This window comes from Pyxidicoccus fallax (assembly GCF_012933655.1).
Classification (GTDB): Bacteria; Myxococcota; Myxococcia; order Myxococcales; family Myxococcaceae; genus Myxococcus; species Myxococcus fallax.
On record NZ_JABBJJ010000148.1, the window covers coordinates 1 to 19,840 of the forward strand.

Annotated in this window: 1 protein-coding gene; it reads right to left on the reverse strand. The window is 71.2% G+C overall.

Annotated elements, in window-relative coordinates:
- Nucleotides 1–19,839 (reverse strand): non-ribosomal peptide synthase/polyketide synthase (locus HG543_RS27990; protein ID WP_169347939.1); only part of this gene is annotated, 19,839 nt, incomplete at its 3' end.
- Between the last annotated feature and the right edge of the window lies 1 nt (nucleotide 19,840).

Sequence of the window (19,840 nt, forward strand, 5' to 3'; positions counted from 1 at the left end):
CAGGATTCCCATCGACCAGCCGTCCGACACGATGTGGTGCATCACCAGCACCAGCACGTGCTCCTGCTCCGACACCTTCACCAGGGCCGTTCTCAGCAGCGGCCCTCTCTCCAGGTCGAACGGACGGTGGATCTCCTCCTCCACCCAGCGCTGTGCCGCGCCTTCGCGCTCCGCCTCCGGCAGCGCGCTCAGGTCCCGCAGCTCGAGGACAACCGTCGGCTCCGCTCCGATGACCTGCACCGGGGCGCCGGCTTCCGCGCGGAACGTGGTGCGCAGCGACTCGTGGCGGCGCACCAGCTCGCGGAAGCTTCTCTCCATGGCCGCGACATCCAGGTGGCCCTTCAGCTTCACCACCGTGGGTACGTTGTAGAAGGAGCTTCCCGGCTCCAGCTGATCCAGGAACCACAGCCGCTGCTGCGCGAAGGACAGCGGTAGCGCGCCGTCGCGCGGCACTCGCATCACGGGCGGTGCTCGGACTCCCAGCTGCTCCGTGGAGCTCTCGTCGATTCTCCTGGCGAGCTTCTCCACCGTGGACGCCTCGAAGACGTCACGCAGCGGCAGCTCCACCTTCAGCTCCTGTCTCACGTGGGAGACGAGCTGCGTAGCCAGGAGTGAGTGACCGCCGAGTTCGAAGAAGTCGTCGTGCAGGCCAACCCGCGCGACGTTCAGGACCTCCGCGAAGATGGCCGCCAGCTTCTTCTCCGTCTCCGTGCGCGGTGCCTCGAACTGCTCGTCGCTCGTGCCTGCCGCATCCGGTGCGGGCAGGGCCTTGCGGTCCACCTTGCCGTTGGGTGTGAGTGGCAGCACGTCCAGCACCACGTACGCGGACGGCACCATGTACTCGGGCAGCCGCTGCTTCAGGTGCGTGCGCAGGCTGGCCGCATCCAGTGCCGCGCCCTCCTTCGCCGCCACGTACGCCACCAGCCGCTTGCCTTCGGCTCCGTCCTCCCGCGCCACGACGACGGCCTCGCTGACTCCCGTGTGCTGCGCCAGTGCCGTCTCGACCTCACCCAGCTCGATGCGGAAGCCGCGTACCTTCACCTGCCCGTCACGGCGGCCGATGAACTCCAGCTTTCCGTCGCCCTTCCACCGCACCAGGTCGCCCGTGCGGTACAGCCGCTCGCCGTCGCCGAACGGGTTGGGCACGAAGCGCTCGGCCGTCAGCTCCGGCCGGCCCACGTACCCCACCGCCAGGCCTTCGCCTCCCACGTACAGCTCGCCCGGCACTCCCACCGGGACCGGGCGCATCCACGTGTCCAGCACGTACGCCGACGTATTCGTGATGGGACGGCCGATGGGCACCGAGGCGCCCAGTTCCTCCACTCCCTCCATGCGGTAGCACGCGGAGAAGGTCGTGTTCTCCGTCGGGCCGTACCCGTTGATGAGCACGTTTCCAGAGGCCAGCCGCTCCTTCACTCGCGTCACCGGCAGCACGTCGCCACCCGCGAGCACCTGCTTCACCCGCGCCAGCGCTTCGGGCTGCCTCGCCTGCATCTGCTCGAAGAGGGCCGCCGTCAGCCACAGGGACGTGATGCCGGACTCACCCAGCGCCCGGCCCAGCTCCTCCAGCGACGGAGTCCCTGCCGGGTACACCACCAGCTTCGCGCCATGCAGCAGCGCACCCCAGACTTCCAGCGTCGAGGCGTCGAACGAGATGGGCGCCAGCTGCAGCCACACCTCCTCCGGTCCGAAATGCGCGTAGTCGGTCCCCACGCCAGCGGCTGCGGGACCCGACCGTGCGGCGTCGGCTCCGGTGCTCACACCGGTGGCCATGAGGCCCGTCGCACCCTGGACTCCCGCGTTGCTCAGCACCAGCCGCGTCACGGCCCGGTGTGGCACGCCCACGCCCTTCGGCCTGCCCGTGCTTCCCGACGTGAACATCACGTACGCCAGGTTGCCTCCGCTCACCTTCACCGACGGCGCGCTCTCCGGCTGGCGGGCGATGACGTCCGCATCCGCGTCCACGCACACCACCAGCTCACTGCCCTCGGCCACCTCCTCCGCCAGCTTCTCCTGCGCCACCAGCAAGGCCACTCCGGCCTCGCGCTTCATCCACCCCAGCCGCTCCAGCGGGTAGCTGGCATCCAGCGGCACGTACACACCACCCGCCTTCAGGATGCCCAGCACGCTCACCACCAGCTCCAGCGAGCGCTCCACGCACAGGCCCACCCGCACCTCGGGCCCCACTCCCATGCCCCTCAGGTGGTTGGCCAGCTGGTTGGCCTTGCGGTCGAGCTGCGCGTACGTCAGCCGCTGGCCCGCGTACTCCACCGCGACGGCCTCCGGCGTACGCCTCGCCTGCTCAGCGAACAGCTCGTGCAGGCCCGCCTCGCGCGGGTACTCCACTCGCGTCCCGCTCCACTCGGACACCAGCCGACGCTGCTCCTCCTCGCCCATCAGCGGCAGGTCCGCCAGCCGCGTGTCCGGCGTCCGCACCGCGGCTGCCAGCAACACCCGCAGGTGCTCCAGCATCCGGTCCATCGTGCCCGCGTCGAACAGGTCGGTGTTGTAGTTGACCGCCGCCACGACCCCCTGCGGCACCTCCTCCACCACGAGCGACAGGTCGTACTTCGAGGTGTTCCCCTCCGACTCCACGCCCGACAGCGTCAGCCCCTGCCTCAGCTTCACTTCCTTCGACGGAGTGTTCTGGAGCGTCAGCGTCACCTGGAACAGCGGGCTGCGGCTCAGGTCGCGCTCGGGGCGCAGTTCCTCCACCAGCTTCTCGAACGGCACCTCCTGGTGCGCATACGCGCCCAGCGTCGCCTCACGCACCTGCGCCAGCAGCTCGCGGAAGCTCTGCCGGGGCGCCAGCTTCGCGCGCAGCACCAGCATGTTCGCGAAGAAGCCGATGAGGCCCTCCATCTCCGCCTGCGTGCGGCCCGCGATGGGCGAGCCCACGCACACGTCGTCCTGTCCCGAGTACTTCGACAGCACTGTCTGGAACGCCGTCAGCAGCACCATGAACGGCGTCGCGCCCTCACGGCGTGCGAGCACCTCCATGTCCCGCCACAGCGCCTTCGGCCAGATCACATGGCGGACCTCGCCCCGGTGCGTCTGCACCGCCGGACGCGGCCTGTCCGTTGGCAGCTCCAGCGCCGCGGGCGCGCCTTCGAGCTGCTGCTTCCAATACCCGAGCTGTGCCTCCAGCACCTCGCCCTTCAGCCAGTCGCGCTGCCACACCGCGTAGTCCGGGTACTGCACCGGCATCTCGGGCAGCAGCGGCGGACGGCCCAGGGAGAACGCCTCGTACAGGGCGGCCACCTCACGCACGAGGACGCCCATCGACCAGCCGTCCGACACGATGTGGTGCATCACCAGCACCAGCACGTGCTCCTGCTCTCCAATCCGGAGCAGCGACGTCCGCAGCAGCGGACCCCGCGCCAGGTCGAACGGGCGGTGCGACTCCTCCTCCGCGCGGCGAACGGCTTCCTCGTCCCGCTGCGCCTTCGTGGAACCCTCCAGCTCGACGAACTCGAGCGTCACACGGCCCGCCGGAGCGATGACCTGCACCGGCGTGCCACCGTCGGAGCGGAAGGTGGTGCGCAGGGCCTCGTGGCGCCGCACCAGCGCTTCGAAGCTCCGCTCCAGCGCGCCCACGTCCAGCGGGCCCGTCAGCTTCACCACCGCGGGCACGTTGTAGAAGGCACTGCCCGGCGCGAGCTGCTCCAGGAACCACAGCCGCTGCTGCGCGAACGACAGCGGCAGCACGCTCTGCCCCTCCGGCCGCCTCCGCAGCGGCGGCGCCGCGATGCCCGCCCCGGCCCGCATCGCACGCTCCACCCGCTCGGCGAGCGCCGCCACGGTGGGCGCTTCGAAGAGGTCTCGCAGCGGCAGGTCGATGCCAAAGGCACCCCGGATGCGCGAGATGGCCTGCGTGGCCAGCAACGAGTGCCCACCCAGCTCGAAGAAGCCGCTGTGCACGTCGACCTGCTCGAGCCCGAGCACCTCGGCGTAGAGGCCCGCCAGCGCCTCCTCGGTGGCCGTGCGGGGCGCGGTGAAGCGCTCTGGCTCCGCCGCCTGTACGTCCGGCGCGGGCAGGGCTCCACGGTCCACCTTGCCGTTGGGCGTCAGGGGCAGCGCGTCCAGCATCACGAACGCCCGCGGCACCATGTAGTCCGGCAGCGTCCTGCCCAGGAAGTCGCGGAGCGACTCGGGCTCTACCGGCTGGCCGGGTCTCGGCACGGCGTACGCGACCAGTCGCTTGCCGCCCGTCTGGCCCTCGCGCGCGAGCACCACCGCCTCGCGCACCGCGGGGTGGCGCTCCAGCGCCGCTTCGATTTCACCGGGCTCCACGCGGTAGCCGCGAATCTTGAGCTGGTGGTCCACACGGCCGAGGAACTCGACGCGGCCATCCGCCAGCAGGCGCGCCCGGTCTCCCGTCCGGTACATCCGCGCGCCCGGCACGTCCGAGTACGGGTCCGCCACGAAGCGCTCGGCCGTCAGGTCCGGCCGGCCCAGGTAGCCACGGCCGACGCCGCTGCCCCCGATGCACAGCTCTCCCGGAATGCCCGCGGGCACCGGCGCCAGGCGCGCATCCAGTACGTAGATGCGCGCATTCGGAATCGGCCGGCCGAGCGGCACGGATACGGAGACGCGCCCTTCCGTCCCACGCTCCACGCGCTGCGTGAGCACGCCCACCGTCGTCTCGGTGGGACCGTAGTGGTTGAACACCCCCAGCTCCGGCGACAGCGCGTGGATGCGGTCGACGAGCGACCAGTCCAGGACGTCGCCGCCCATCACCAGCCGCTGGCGTGGCAGCACCCGCTCGGGCCTGCCGGATGCCAGGAGTGCCTGGAGGTGCGCGGGGACGATCTTCAGGCAGTCCACCTGCTCACGCTCGAAGAGCGCGGACAGCGCCGCCGGGTCGGAGGCCTGCTCGCGCGACACGAGGTGCAGCGCGCCGCCATGGCAGAGCGCCGGGAAGACGGCGGTGTTGCCGAGGTCCGCCGCCAGCGTGGACACGGAGGCGAAGCTCGCGCCCTCCGGCAGCTCCAGCCGGCGCGAGACACCCTCCACGTAGTTGACGAGCTGGCGGTGCTCGATGGCCACGCCCTTCGGCCGGCCGGTGGAGCCGGAGGTGAAGATGACGTACGCGAGGTTCTCCGGCACCGTCACGGGCCGCGGGTTGGCGTCACTCCGGCCAGCCAGCACGGCGGCGTCGGAGTCCAGGCACACCACGGCCCCCGCCGTCCACCCGAGTCCCGCCGCCAGCTCCGACCGCGTGACGAGCGCGCGAGCCCCGGCGTCCGAGAGGATGCCGCGCAGGCGCTCCGCGGGGAACGCGGGGTCCAGGGGGACGTAGGCGCCGCCCGCCTTGAGGATGCCCCACAGGCCGACCAGCGCGCTGACGGAGCGGTCCAGGTACAAACCCACCGGCACATCCGGGCCCACTCCGAGCCCACGCAGGTGGTGCGCGAGCTGGTTCGCCCGGCGGTTCAGCTCCCGGTACGACAGCCGCGAGTCCTCGGCGACGACCGCTTCCGCGTCGGGCGTCCGCTCCACCTGCGCCTCGAAGAGGGCGTGGATGGTGGCGGGTGGGAAGGTGACGCGCGTGTCATTCCACTCCACCAGCAGCCGGCGCTGCTCCACGTCGCCCACCAGCGGCAGGTCCGCCAGCCGCGTGTCCGGGGCCCGCACGGCCGCCTCCAGCAGCACCCGCAGGTGCCCCACGAGCCGGCTCATCGTGTCGCGCTCGTAGAGGTCGCGGTTGTACATCACGGTGACGGAGAGCCCGTGGGGCTGCTCGGACATCACGACGGAGAAGTCGAACTTCGACGTCCGCGACTCCGCGTCCATGCTGGACAGCGTCAGCTCCGGCAGCCGCAGCTCCGTCTTGGGCGTGTTCTGCAGGATGAACATCACCTGGAACAGCGGGCTCCGACTCAGGTCGCGCTCCGGCTTGAGCACCTCGACGAGCCGCTCGAAGGGGACGTCCTGGTGCGCGTACGCCCCGAGCGTCACCTCGCGCGCCTGGGCCACGAGCTGCCGGAACGTCGGGTTGCCGCCGAGCTTCGCGCGCAGCACCAGCGTGTTGACGAAGAAGCCGATGAGCCCCTCCGTCTCCGCGCGGGTGCGGTTGGCGATGGGCGAACCCACGCACACGTCGTCCTGTCCCGAGTAGCGCGACAGCACCGTCTGGAACGCCGCCAGCAGCACCATGAAGGGCGTCGCGCCCTCGCCGTGTGCCAGGACCGACACCGACTCCCAGAGTTCCCTCGGCCACTGGAGGTCGAAGCTCTCGCCGCCGAAGGTCTGGACCGCCGGCCGGGGCTTGTCCGTGGGCAGCTCCAGGGCCCTGGGGGCGCCGTGGAGCTGCTGCTTCCAGTACGCGAGCTGGGCATCCAGCACCGCGCCCTCCAGCCACTCCCGCTGCCACACCGCATAGTCCGCGTATTGGAGCGGCAGCTCGGGCAGGGACGAAGGCTGGCCTCGCGAGAACGCCTCGTACAGCGCGCCCAGCTCGCGGATGAGCACATCCATCGACCAGCCGTCCGACACGATGTGGTGCATCACCAGCACCAGCACGTGCTCCCGCGCGGAGAGCCTGAGCAACGTGACGCGCAGCAGCGGCCCCTGTGCCAGGTTGAACGGCTGCTGGGCCTCTCGCTCGATGAGCCGCGCCGCTTCGGATGAACGCTCCGCCTCGGGCAGGCCGCTGAGGTCCTCGACGCGCAGGTTCACCTTCGCCCTGGGCGAGATGACCTGCACCGGAGAGCCGTTCCTGTCCTGGAAGGTCGTGCGCAGCGACTCGTGCCGGCTCACCAGCGCGCTGAAAGCCTGCTCCAGGGCCTCGAACTTCACCGTGCCCTTCAGCTTCACCGCGACGGGGATGTTGTAGGAGTGGCCGCCCGGTTCCAGTTGGTCGAGGAACCACAGGCGCTGCTGGGCGAAGGACAGCGGCAGCGTGCTCGTGCGGGGCGCCCGCTTGAGGGGCGGTGCCTTCAGACCGACGCCGTCGGTGAGTGCCTTCTCCAGGCGCTCGGCCAGCTTCTCCACCGTCGGGGCTTCGAAGACGTCGCGCAGCGGCAGTTCCACCCGGAACGTCTCACGCACCCGCGAGACGAGCTGCGTGGCCAGCAGCGAGTGACCGCCCAGCTCGAAGAAGTCGTCATGCAGACCGACGCGCTCGGCGTGCAGCAACTCCGAGAAGATGGCCGCCAGCTTCTTCTCCATCTCCGTGCGCGGCGCCTCGAACTGCTCGGAGCTGCTGACTGGCGCGTCCGGCATGGGCAGGGCCTTGCGGTCCACCTTGCCGTTGGGCGTCAGCGGCAGCACGTCCAGCACCACGTACGCGGACGGCACCATGTACTCGGGCAGCCGCTGCTTCAGGTGCGCGCGCAGCGTGGTCGCGTCCAGTGACGCACCCTTCTTCGCGGTCACGTACGCCACCAGCCGCTTGCCTTCGGCTCCGTCCTCCCGCGCCACGACGACGGCCTCGCTGACTCCGGAGTGCTGTGTCAGCGCCGTCTCCACCTCACTCAGCTCGATGCGGAAGCCACGCACCTTCACCTGCGTGTCGTTGCGGCCGAGGAACTCCAGCGTGCCGTTCTTCCTCCAGCGCACCTGGTCGCCCGTGCGGTACAGCCGCTCGCCGTCGCCGAACGGGTCGGGCACGAAGCGCTCGGCCGTCAGCTCCGGCCGGCCCACGTACCCTACCGCCAGTCCCTCTCCTCCCACGTACAGCTCGCCCGGCACTCCCACCGGTACCGGACGCATCCACGTGTCCAGCACGTACGCGGACGTGTTCGTGATGGGACGGCCGATGGGCACCGAGGCGCCCAGCTCCTCCACTCCCTCCATGCGGTAGCACGCGGAGAAGGTGGTGTTCTCCGTCGGGCCGTACCCGTTGACGAGCACGTTTCCAGAGGCCAGCCGCTCCTTCACTCGCGTCACCGGCAGCACGTCGCCACCGGCGAGCACCTGCTTCACTCGCGCCAGTGCTTCGGGCTGCCTCGCCTGCATCTGCTCGAAGAGGGCCGCCGTCAGCCACAGGGACGTGATGCCGGACTCGCCCAGCGTCCGGCCCAGCTCCTCCAGCGACGGAATGCCCGCCGGGTACACCACCAGCTTCGCGCCATGCAGCAGCGCGCCCCACACCTCCAGCGTCGAGGCGTCGAACGAGATGGGCGCCAGCTGCAGCCACACCTCCTCCGGTCCGAAGTGCGCGTAGTCGGCCCCCACGCCAGCGGCTGCGGGACCGGACCGTGCGGCGTCGGCTCCGGTACTCACACCGGTGGCTATGAGGCCCGTCGCACCCTGGACTCCCGAGTTGCTCAGCACCAGCCGCGCCACGGCCCGGTGCGGTACGCCCACGCCCTTCGGCTTGCCCGTGCTTCCCGACGTGAACATCACGTACGCCAGGTTGCCTCCGCTCACCTTCACCGACGGCGCGCTCTCCGGCTGGCGGGCAATGACGTCCGCATCCGCGTCCACGCACACCACCAGCTCGCTGCCCTCGGCCACCTCCTCCGCCAGCTTCTCCTGCGCCACCAGCAAGGCCACTCCGGCCTCACGCTTCATCCACCCCAGCCGCTCCAGCGGGTAGCTGGCGTCCAGCGGCACGTACACACCACCCGCCTTGAGGATGCCCAGCACGCTCACCACCAGCTCCAGCGAGCGCTCCACGCACAGGCCCACCCGCACCTCGGGCCCCACGCCCATGCCCCTCAGGTGGTTGGCCAACTGGTTGGCCTTGCGGTCGAGCTGCGCGTACGTCAGCCGCTGGCCCGCGTACTCCACCGCGACGGCCTCCGGCGTACGCCTCGCCTGTTCAGCGAACAGCTCGTGCAGGCCCGCCTCGCGCGGGTACTCCACTCGCGTCCCGCTCCACTCGAGGACCAGCTGCCGCTGCTCCTCCTCGTGCATCAGCGGCAGGTCCGCCAACCGGGTGTCCGGATACGAGACAGCCGTCTGCAGCAGCACCCGCAGGTGCTCCAGCAACCGCGTCATCGTCTCCTTCTCGAACAGGTCGCTGTTGTAGTTGAGCGCGAGCCCCAGCCCGTGCGGCACTTCCAGAACCAACAGGGACAGATCGAACTTCGACGCCTTCTCCTCGGCGTGCAGCCCCTTCATCGTCACGTCGCGCAGCCGGACTTCCGTCGCGGGCGTGTTCTGGAGCGTCAGCGTCACCTGGAACAGCGGGCTGCGGCTCAGGTCGCGATCAGGCTGCAGCTCCTCCACCAGCTTCTCGAACGGCACGTCCTGATGGGCATAGGCCCCCAGGGTCACCTCGCGCACGCGCGCCAGCAGCTCCCGGAAGGTGGGGTTGCCGTGGAGCCGCGTCCGCAGCACCAGCGTGTTGACGAAGAAGCCGATGAGCCGCTCGGTCTCCTCCCGCGTACGGCCCGCGATGGGCGAGCCGACGCTGATGTCCTCCTGTCCCGAGTAGCGCGACAGCACCGTCTGGAACGCCGCCAGCAGCACCATGAAGGGCGTCGCGCCTTCACGGCGGCCGAGCACCTCCATGTCCCGCCACAGCGCCTTCGGCCACTGGACGCTGACGTGGCCTCCCCGGAACGTCTGCGCCGCGGGGCGCGGGCGGTCCGTGGGCAGCTCCAGCGCCTGCGGGACTCCCGCGAGTTGCTTCTTCCAGTACCCGAGCTGCGTCTCCAGCACCTCGCCCTTCAACCAGCCGTGCTGCCAGACCGCGTAGTCGCCGTACTGGAGCGGAAGCTCCGGCAGCGCGGGCTGCTCGCCGTGCGCGAGCGCCTCGTACAGCGCGGCCAGCTCGCGAACCATGATGCCCATGGACCACTCGTCCGACACGATGTGGTGCATCACCAGCACCAGCACGTGCGCTCGCGCATCCAGCCGCAGCAACGTGACGCGCAGCAGCGGGCCCCTGCGCAAGTCGAAGGGACGCTGGGCCTCCTCGTCAATCAGCTGCCGGGCCTTCTCGTCGCGAGTCGCCGCGGGCACCGTCTCCAGGTCCAGCATGGCGAAGGACAGCCGTGGCTCCGGAGCGATGACCTGCACCGGCCCGCTGCCTTCATTGCGGAACGTCGTGCGCAGCGACTCGTGCCGGCGCACCAGCTCCTCGAAGCTCGCCTCCAGCGCACGGGCGTCCATCGGCCCGTCCAGCCGCACCACCGAGGGCAGGTTGTAGAACGAACTCCCCGGCTGGAGCTGGTCCAGGAACCACAGGCGCTGCTGCGCGAACGACAGCGGCAGCTCGCGCGTGCGCGGCTGGGCCTTCAGGCGCGGCACCACGCCCCGGGCGCCCTGGCGCTGCTGGGCCAGCTCCACGCGCCGGGCCAGCTCCGCCACGGTGGGCGCCTCGAACAGCTCCCTCAGGGCCAGCTCCACGCGGAACGTGGAACGCACCCTCGAGACGAGCTGCGTGGCCAGCAGCGAGTGGCCGCCCAGCTCGAAGAATCCGTCGTTGGCCCCCACGCGCTCCACGCCCAGCACCTTGCTGAAGAAGCCGGCCAGCAGCTCCTCGGTGGGAGTGCGTGGCGCGACGTACTCGCGCTCGGTGGCCCCCGCCTCCGGTGAGGGCAGCGCCTTGCGATCCAGCTTTCCGTTCGGGAGCAGCGGGAGCGACTCCAGCACGACGAACGCCGACGGCACCATCGCCGGCGGCAGCCGCCCGCCGAGGAAGGTCCTCAGCTCGCCCACCAGCGCGCCCGCCTCCGCCGCCGGGTCGCGCCGCACCACGTAGGCCACCAGCCTCATGCCGCCGGTCGCGTCCTCGCGGGCAATCACCGCCGCTTCGCGCACGGCGGAGTGCTCGGCGAGCGACGCCTCGACCTCGCCCGGCTCGATGCGGACTCCGCGCACCTTCACCTGCGTGTCCACTCGGCCGAGGAACTCCAGCGTGCCGCCGATGCGCCAGCGCGCCCGGTCACCCGTGCGGTACAGCCGCGCGCCCGACTCTCCGCCGAAGGCGTCCGGCACGAAGCGCTCGGCCGTCAGCTCCGGCCGGCCCACGTAGCCGCGCGCCAGGCCGTCACCGCCGATGAACAGCTCACCCGGGACACCCGGCGGCACGGGCTGTCCCCGCGTGTCCAGCACGTACGCCTGGGTGTTGGCGATGGGACGACCGATGGGCGCGGTGGGGCCCTCGCCCGGCTCGCCACCGAGCCAGGCCGTGGCGTCGACGGTCGTCTCCGTCGGGCCGTAGGCGTTGATGAGCCGCGCGGAAGGCAGCCGCTCGCGGACGCGGCGGACCTGCTCCACGGACAGCGCCTCGCCGCCGGACAGCAGCACGCGCAGGCTCGCGGCGCGCTCCACGTGCTCGTCGTCCAGCAGGATTCGCAGCTGGGACGGCACGAGCTGGAGCACCGTCACCTCCTGACGCTCCACCGTGGTCAGCAGGACGTCCGTGTCGCTGTCCGCCTCCGCGGGTGCGAGCACCAGCCGGGCTCCGGCCACCAGCGTGGCCAGCAGCTCCGGCACGGAGGCGTCGAAGCCGATCGACGCCTTCTGCAGCACCCGGTCGTCCGCCCCCAGCTCCAGCGCGGAGATGAACCACGCCGTGTGGCGCGCCAGCGCGCGGTGGGAGACCAGCACGCCCTTGGGCCGGCCCGTGGAGCCGGAGGTGAAGAGGACGTAGGCGGCGTTGTCCGCCACCGGGCGGGACCTCCGACCGCCGTCATCCGGCGGCGGACCACCGGAAGGTGTCTCCTCGTCGAGGAGCACCACCGTGGCGGTGCTCGCGGGCAGGGAATCCAGCAGGGCCCGCTGGGTGAGGAGCACGGCGGGCTTCGCATCCTCCAGCATGAAGGCCAGACGCTCACGCGGAGAATCCGGCTCCAGCGGCACCCAGGCGCCGCCGGCCTCCAGGATGGCGAGCAGTCCCACCACCAGCTCGGGCGAGCGGCGGGTGCACAGCCCCACGCGCACCTCGGGCCCCACGCCGAGCTTCCGCAGCCGCGCGGCCAGGGTGTCCACCCGCCGCATCAGCTCGGCATAGGTGAGCTGTCCACCGTCCCACGAGAGCGCCACGGCCTCGGGGATGCGCGCCGCGCGGGCCGCGAGCTGCTCGGACACCGGCGTGTCGCGCGGATAGTCCGCCGCGGTGTCGTTCCACTCCACCAGGAGCTGGTGCCGCTCATCGGGCGACATCAGCGGCAGGTCGCACAGGCGCCGCTCCGGCGCGGCCACCACCGCCTCCAGCAGCCGGAGCTGGTGCGTCACCATGCGCTGGATGGTGGCCGTGTCGAACAGGTCGGAGTTGTACTCGAAGACTCCGGCGAAGCCGTCCGGCAGTTCCTCCAGGGCCAGCGTGAGGAAGAACTTCGCCGCGCCCAGCTCCGTCTCGATGGAGCTCAGCTTGAGGCCCGGCAGCTCCCGCTCGGGCATGGGCGTGTTCATCAGGGAGAACATCACCTGGAACACCGGCGAGTGGCCCAGGCTGCGCTCCGGCTGCAGGGCCTCCACCAGTCGCTCGAAGGGCACGTCCTGGTGCGCATAGGCGCCCAGGGACGCGTCCTTCACCTCCGCTAGCAGGGCCCGGAAGGACTTGTCACCCGACGGGCGGGCCCGCAGCGCCAGCGTGTTGACGAAGAAGCCGATGAGGCCCTCCGTCTCCGCGCGGTTGCGGCCGGCCACGGGCGTGCCGACGACCAGGTCCTCCTGGCCCGAGTAGCGCGACAGCAGCGTCTGGAACGCCGCCAGCAGCACCATGAACGGCGTGGCGCCCTCACGCTGCGCCAGCGCCTTCACCGCGTTGGAGAGCGCGCGCGGCAGCCGTACCGGCATGTTGGCGCCGCGGAACGTCTGCACCGCGGGCATCGGGTGGTCCGTGGGCAGCGCGAGCACCTGGGGCGCGCCCTCGAGCTGACGGCGCCACCATTCGAGCTGCCGCTGGAGCGCGCCCGTCTCCAGCCACGCACGCTGCCACGTGGCGAAGTCCGGGTACTGCACCGCCAGCTCGGGCAGCGGCGAGGGCCTTCCCTCGCGGAAGGCCGCGTAGAGCGCGGAGAACTCGTTGACGATGACGCCCAGCGACCACCCGTCTGAGACGATGTGGTGCATGTTCGTCAGCAGGACGTGCTCCTGCTCGGAGCTCTTCAGCAAGGCGGCCCGCAGCAGCGGGCCGGTGCCGAGGTCGAACGGTCGGAGTGACTCCTCGCGGATGAGCCGGTGGACCTCGGACTCGCGCTGCGCTGGAGGCAGCGTGGAGAGGTCGACGTTCGCGAGGGTGAGCTCCACCTGCTCGGAGACGACCTGTACGGGCGCGCCGTTCTCGGTGCGGAACGTGGTGCGCAGCGACTCGTGCCGGCGGACCAGCTCGCGGAGGCTGCCCTCCAGCGCGGCGACGTCGAGCGTGCCCGAAAGCCGGATGGCCATCGGGATGTTGTAGAAGGGGCTGCCCGGCTCCAGCTGGTCCAGGAACCACAGGCGCTGCTGCGCGAAGGACAGCGGCATCGCGCCCGTGCGCGGCACCCGCTGCAGCGCGGGCGCTTCGGGCTCCGCTGTTCCGCCCTGCGTCCCCTCGCCCAAGCGGAGGGCGAGCTTCTCCACCGTGGGCGCCTCGAAGAGGTCCTTCAGCGGCAGCTCGACACGGAACGCCTCGCGGATTCGCGAGACGAGCTGCGTGGCCAGCAGCGAGTGCCCGCCCAGCTCGAAGAAGTCCCCATGCAGGCCCACGCCCTTGACGTTCAGCACCTCTTCGAACAGGGCCGCGACCTTGCGCTCGACGTCCGTTCGCGGAGCCTCGAAGGCCTCCGTCCTGGGCGCCTGGGAGTCGGGCGCGGGCAGGGCCTTGCGGTCCACCTTGCCGTTGGGTGACAGCGGCAGCACGTCCAGCACGACGTACGCGGCGGGCACCATGTACTCCGGCAGCAACTGCTTCGCGTGCGCGCGCAGGGCGGCCGCATCCAGCGTCGCGCCCTCCTTCTCCGTCACGTACGCCACCAGCCGCTTGCCCTCGGCGCCGTCCTCCCTCGCGATGACGATGGCCTCGCTGACGCCCGCATGCTGCGCCAGCGCCGTTTCCACCTCACCCAGCTCGATGCGGAAGCCTCGCACCTTCACCTGCCCGTCACGGCGGCCGATGAACTCCAGCTTTCCGTCGCCCTTCCACCGCACCAGGTCGCCCGTGCGGTACAGCCGCGCTCCGTCGCCGAACGGGTTGGGCACGAAGCGCTCGGCCGTCAGCTCCGGCCGGCCCACGTACCCTACCGCCAGTCCCTCTCCTCCCACGTACAGCTCGCCCGGCACTCCCACCGGTACCGGACGCATCCACGTGTCCAGCACGTACGCCGACGTATTCGTGATGGGACGGCCGATGGGCACCGAGGCGCCCAGCTCCTCCACTCCCTCCATGCGGTAGCACGCGGAGAACGTGGTGTTCTCCGTCGGGCCGTACCCGTTGATGAGCACGTTTCCAGAGGCCAGCCGCTCCTTCACTCGCGTCACCGGCAGCACGTCGCCACCGGCGAGCACCTGCTTCACTCGCGCCAGTGCTTCAGGCTGCCTCGCCTGCATCTGGTCGAACAGGGCCGCCGTCAGCCACAGGGACGTGATGCCGGACTCGCCCAGCGTCCGGCCCAGATCCTCCAGCGACGGAGTGCCCGCCGGGTACACCACCAGCTTCGCGCCGTGCAGCAGCGCGCCCCACAGCTCCAGCGTGGACGCGTCGAACGAGATGGGCGCCAGCTGCAGCCACACCTCCTCCGGTCCGAAGCGAGCGTAGTCCGTGCCCAGCACCAGCCGGGCCACCGCGCGATGCGGTACGCCCACGCCCTTTGGCTTGCCCGTGCTTCCCGACGTGAACATCACGTACGCCAGGTTGCCGCCACCGACTCGCGCCGGAGGATTGCTCTCCGGCTGCCGCACGATGACTTCCCACTGCGAGTCCACGCAGAAGACCGGCTCGTCGCTGGCCGCGACGTCATCCACCAGATTCTCCTGCGCCACCAGCAAGGCGACGCCGGCCTCGCGCTTCATCCATGTCAGCCGCTCCAGCGGATAGCTGGCATCCAGCGGCACGTACACGCCTCCGGCCTTGAGGATGCCGAGCACGCTCGCCACGAAGTCCAGCGAGCGCTCCACGCACAGGCCCACCCGCACCTCGGGCCCCACGCCCATTCCCATCAGGTGGTGGGCAATCTGGTTGGCCCAGCGGTTCAGCTCCGCGTACGTCATCTGCTGGCCCTGGTACGACACCGCGACGTCGTCGGGCGTCTTCAGGACCTGCGCCTCGAACAGCTCCGGCAGCGACTTCTCGCGCGGGTACTCCACCCGCTTCCCACTCCACTCGCGGACCAGCCGTCCCTGCTCCGCCTCGCCCATCAGCGGCAGCTCCCACAGCCGCTTCTCCGGGTGCGCGACGGCCGCCTCCAGCAGCACGCGCACGTGCTCCCGCAGTCCGTCCACCGTCCCGGCGTCGAACAGGTCGCTGTTGTAGTTGATGAGGACGACGACGCTGTCCTTCAGCTCCTCGAACACCAGGGACAGGTCGAACTTCGACGTCTGCTCCTCCGCCTCCATGCCCTTGAGCGTGAGGTCGCGCAGCTGGACCTCGGACGCGGGCGTGTTCTGCAGCGACAGCGTCACCTGGAACAGCGGGCTGCGGCTGAGGTCACGCTCGGGCTGCAGCTCCTCCACCAGCTTCTCGAACGTCACGTCCTGGTGCGCGTACGCGCCCAGCGTCACCTCGCGCACGTGCGCCAGCAGCTCGCGGAAGCTCTGCTGGAGGGACAGCTTCGTCCGCAGCACCAGCGTGTTGACGAAGAAGCCGATGAGGCCCTCCGTGTCCGAGTGCGAGCGACCCGCGATGGGCGAGCCGACGCTGATGTCCTCCTGGCCCGAGTAGCGCGACAGCACCGTCTGGAACGCCGCCAGCAGCACCATGAAGGGCGTGGCGCCCTCGCGGCGGCCGAGCGACTCGACCTGGTGCCAGATGGACTTCGGCCACATCACCAGGCGGTTGGCGCCGCGGAACGTCTGCGTCGCGGGACGCGGACGGTCCGTGGGCAGCTCCAGCGCCCGGGGCGCCCCGGCGAGCTGCTCGCGCCAATACGACAGCTGAGACTCCAGCACCTCGCCCTTCAGCCAGTCACGCTGCCACAGCGCGAAATCCGGGTACTGCACCGGCAGCTCCGGCAGGGGCGACGGCTGACCCTGGGAGAAGGCCTCGTACAGCGCGGCCACCTCGCGCACGAGGATGCCCATGGACCAATAGTCCGAGACGATGTGGTGCATCACCAGCACCAGCACGTGCTCCCGCTCGGACAGCTTCAGCAGCGTCGTCCGCAGCAGCGGACCGCGCTCCACGTCGAAGGGGCGTTGGACCTCCTGCTCGGCGCGAGCCTTCGCGGCGGCCTCACGGCGCTCGCTCGGCAGCATGCTCAGGTCCACGCGCTCCAGGGGCATGCGGCGCTCGGGGGCGATGACCTGCACGGGCGAGCCGCCCTCGACACGGAAGGTGGTGCGCAGCGCCTCGTGCCGGCGCACCAGCTCCGCGAAGCTTCGCTCCAGCGCGGCCACGTCCAGGGTGCCCGTCAGCCGCACGGGGGCCCACAGGTTGTAGGACGTGTTCGCCGGGTCCAGCTGCGAGAGGAACCACAGCCGCTGCTGCGCGAACGACAGCGGCGCGTCACCCTTCTTGGCTCTCGGCTTCAGCGGCGGCGCGGGGGCTCCCGCGACGGCCACCGCCCGGGACACCCGCTCCGCCAGTGAGGCCAGCGTGGGCGACTCGAAGACGTCGCGCAGCGGCAGGTCCACGCGGAACGCCTCGCGCACCCGCGCCACGAGCTGCATCGCGAGCAGCGAGTGGCCGCCCACCTCGAAGAAGTTGTCGTGCAGGCCCACGGACTCCAGCCGCAGCACCTCCGCCCAGAAGCCCGCCAGCATCTGCTCAACCGGCGTGCGCGGGGCCACGTAGGCCTCGCGCCTCGGCGTGCTCACCGTCTCGGGGGCGGGCAGCGCCTTGCGGTCCACCTTGCCGTTCGGGAGCAGTGGCAGCCGCTCCAGCACCACCACCGCCTGCGGCACCAGGAACCGCGGCAGCCGCTGCTCCAGCGCCGCGCGGACCTCGCCTCCGTCCAGCGACTTTCCTTCCTTCGGCACCGCGTACGCCACCAGTCGCTTGTCGCCTGGGACGTCCTCCCGCACCGTCACCAGCGCCTCGCGCACGCCGGGCTGCGCCAGCAGCGCCGCCTCCACCTCGCCCGGCTCGATGCGGTGGCCGCGAATCTTTACCTGCGTGTCGCCGCGGCCGAGGTACTCCAGCGTGCCGTCGCGCTTCCACCGCGCCTTGTCGCCCGTGCGGTACAGCCGCTCGCCGTTCCCGAACGGGTCGGGCACGAAGCGCTCCGCCGTCAGCTCCGGCCGGGAGAGATACCCACGCGCCAGGCCCTCGCCGCCGATGAACAGCTCGCCAAGCACGCCCACTGGCACCGGCTGCATGGCGCCATCGAGCACGTACACCCGCACGTTCGTCAGCGGCCGGCCGATGGCCACCTCGCGCCCGGCCTCCTCCGGCCCGGACGCCAGCGCGGCCAGGTCCACCGAGGTGGCGACCGCCGTCACCTCGGTGAGGCCGTAGGTGTTGAACAGCGGCACGGCGCTGCCCACGCGGCGGCGCCACTGCGCCACGCGCTCGGGGACGGCGCGCTCGCCGCCGATGACCACCCACTTCAGGCCCGCCGGCAGCTTCGCCTTGCCCTCATCCAGGCTGGCCACCACCTCGTGCCAGAAGGCCGTGGGCAGGTTGAGCTGCGTGACGCCCGCCGTCTCGATGCGCGACAGGAAGACGTCCGGCGCGTCCAGCATCTCCGGCGTGCGCAGCACCAGCGTGCCGCCGCGCGTGAGGCACGGGTAGATCTCCTCCGCGCTGGTGTCCCAGCTGATGGAGGCGAACTGAAGTTCGCGGTCCCCCGGCTCCACCGGGAAGGCGCGCCACGCCGCGCGCGTGAAGTTCACGAGCGAGCGGTGCTGCACCACCACGCCCTTGGGACGTCCCGTCGAGCCGGAGGTGTACAGCACGTACGCCGCCGCCTCGGGCGGCACGCGCACCTCGGGCTTCGAGGCCTCCCGGGTGCCGGAGAGCGAGCCCACGTCGAGCCATACCCGCTCGGGGGCATTGCCCAGCTTCTCGCGGAAGGCGTCACGCGCCACCACCACACGCGCGCCGCTGTCCTCCAGCATGAAGCCCAGCCGCTCCGCCGGGTACTCCGGGTCCAGCGGTACGTAGGTGCCGCCCGCCTTGAGCACGCCGAGCAGCGCGGCCAGCAGCTCCACCGAGCGCTCCACGCACACCGCGACGCGCGTCTCCAGCCCCACGCCCAGTTCCCGCAGCCGGTGCGCCAGCGCGTTCGCCCGCACGTCCAGCTCGCGGTACGTCACCGACGTGCCACCGGCCACCACGGCCGCGGCGTCCGGCGTCCGCGCCACCTGCGCCTCGAACAGCGCGTGGATGCTCTCCTCGACGGGGAGCGCCTCCCGCGCCCCGTTCCACTCCACCAGCAGCCGGTTCCGCTCCGGAGCGCGCATCAGCGGCAGGACTTCCACCGCGCCGTCCGGAGACTCCGTCGCGGCGTCGAGCAGCGCTTCCAGGTGCCCCAGGAGCGCCTCGATGGTGGCCGCGTCGTACAGGTCCGCGTTGTAGGTGGCCGCCAGCGTGAGGCCATCTGGCCGCCGCGCCATCATCAGCGTGAGGTCCAGCCCCGTGCTCGTCACGCCGGCATCGAGCACCCGCACGCCGAGCCCGGGAACCTCGCCGACCTGGGGCAGTGCATCGCGCTGTCCGAAGAGGATCTGGAACATCGGCGCCCGCGTCGCATCGCGCTCCACCGCCAGGGCCTTCAGCAGTGGCTCGAACGGGACGTGCGGGTGGGCGGAGGACTCCGCCGTGTCCGACTTCGCGCGACGCAGCAGCTCACGGAAGCTTGTCCGGCCGGACAGGTCCGCGCGCAGCACCAGCGGCTCGGAGAAGAGGCCGATGAGGCCTTCCGTCTCCTTCCGGTCCCGGTTCGTGTACGACGTGCCGATGAGCAGGTCCTTCTGCCCGCTGTACCGCGACAGCACCACCTGGAGGCCGGCCAGCACCGCCATGAAGAGCGTCGCGTCCTCGCCGAGGGCCACCGCCTCCAGCCGCTCCACGAGCCGCGCGGGCAGCTGGGCTTCGAGATGCTCCGCCCTTCCCGTCGCCGAGCGCCTCGGGCGGTCCGTGGGCAGCTCCAGCTCGTGCGGCGCGCCCTCCAGGCGCTTGCGCCAGAAGTCCAGGTGCGCGTCCAACGCCTCGCCGCGCAGCTTCCCGCGCTGCCACGATGCGTAGTCCGCGTACTGGATGGGCAGCTCCGGCAGGGGCGACGGCCGTCCCTCGGCGAAGGCGCCATGGAGCGCCACCAGCTCCTGGGCGAGCACGCCCATGGACCGGGCGTCGGTGACGAGGTGGTGCATCACCACCAGCAACACGTGCCGCTCCGGCGCCACCCGCAGCAGCACCACCCGCGTCAGCGGTCCCTGCGTCAGGTCGAACGGCGTCCCCAGCTCGCGCTGGATGCGCCGCCGCACCGCGGCCTCGCGCTCCTCCTCGGAGCCCGTGTCCAGCGCCTCGACGGTGATGGGGAGCTGGACCTGTGCCTCGACGAGCTGCACCGGCGTGCCGGAGACCTCGCCGAAGCGCGTGCGGAGCGACTCGTGGCGGCGGACCACCTCCTGGAACGCGCGCTCCAGGACGGCCACGTCCAGGCGGCCGGACAGCTCCAGCACCAGGGGCAGGTTGTGGACCGGGAGCCCCGGCGAGAGCTGCTCCAGGAACCACAGGTGCTGCTGGGAGAACGTCAGCGGCTGGGCCGGCCGGTTCTTCTTCTCCAGGCGCTTCGCCAGGAGCGCGAGCTTCTCCTCGCGCGTGAGCGTGGGCTTCTTCTCCGTCTCGTTACCCATG